General features: G+C 58.7%; 1 protein-coding gene. It reads right to left on the bottom strand.

Features of this window, described 5'->3' with window-relative positions; genetic code table 11:
• Positions 1–53 precede the first annotated feature (53 nt).
• Positions 54–227, bottom strand: a complete 174-nt coding sequence (locus tag CWB66_RS22405) for a hypothetical protein (protein WP_171037577.1) — start codon at positions 225–227, stop codon at positions 54–56.
• Between the last annotated feature and the right edge of the window lie 122 nt (positions 228–349).

Consider the following 349-nt stretch of genomic DNA (forward strand, 5'->3'; position numbering starts at 1 on the left):
GGCGAGGATTGCGATGACTGTTGGATTGGCAAGGATGGCCGTGAGAAGCGCTGTCAGTTCGCTCGTTCCTTATTCGGCACAAGCCACACAAAGGCGGCGGCGATGCCGCTGACCAGATCGTTTGCGGACTGTTGATCGAGACCGAAGTCGATCCCGTACCGAGACCGAATGCCATTGGCGGAGAGGATCAGCACGGCGATCCAGAATTTGTCTGCGGCGGTGATCATGGCTTAGGCTCCTTTGCGGAACAGGTTGAGAAGGGATGCAAAAAAGCCCGGCTTTGAACCGGGCTGGGGAATAGTCACAGAGGCCGTTGGCGGCGTTGGCGGCTTCGGAGGTGCGGGATCAG

The organism is Pseudoalteromonas sp. S558, assembly GCF_005886635.1.
GTDB classification, from domain to species: domain Bacteria; phylum Pseudomonadota; class Gammaproteobacteria; order Enterobacterales; family Alteromonadaceae; genus Pseudoalteromonas; species Pseudoalteromonas aliena.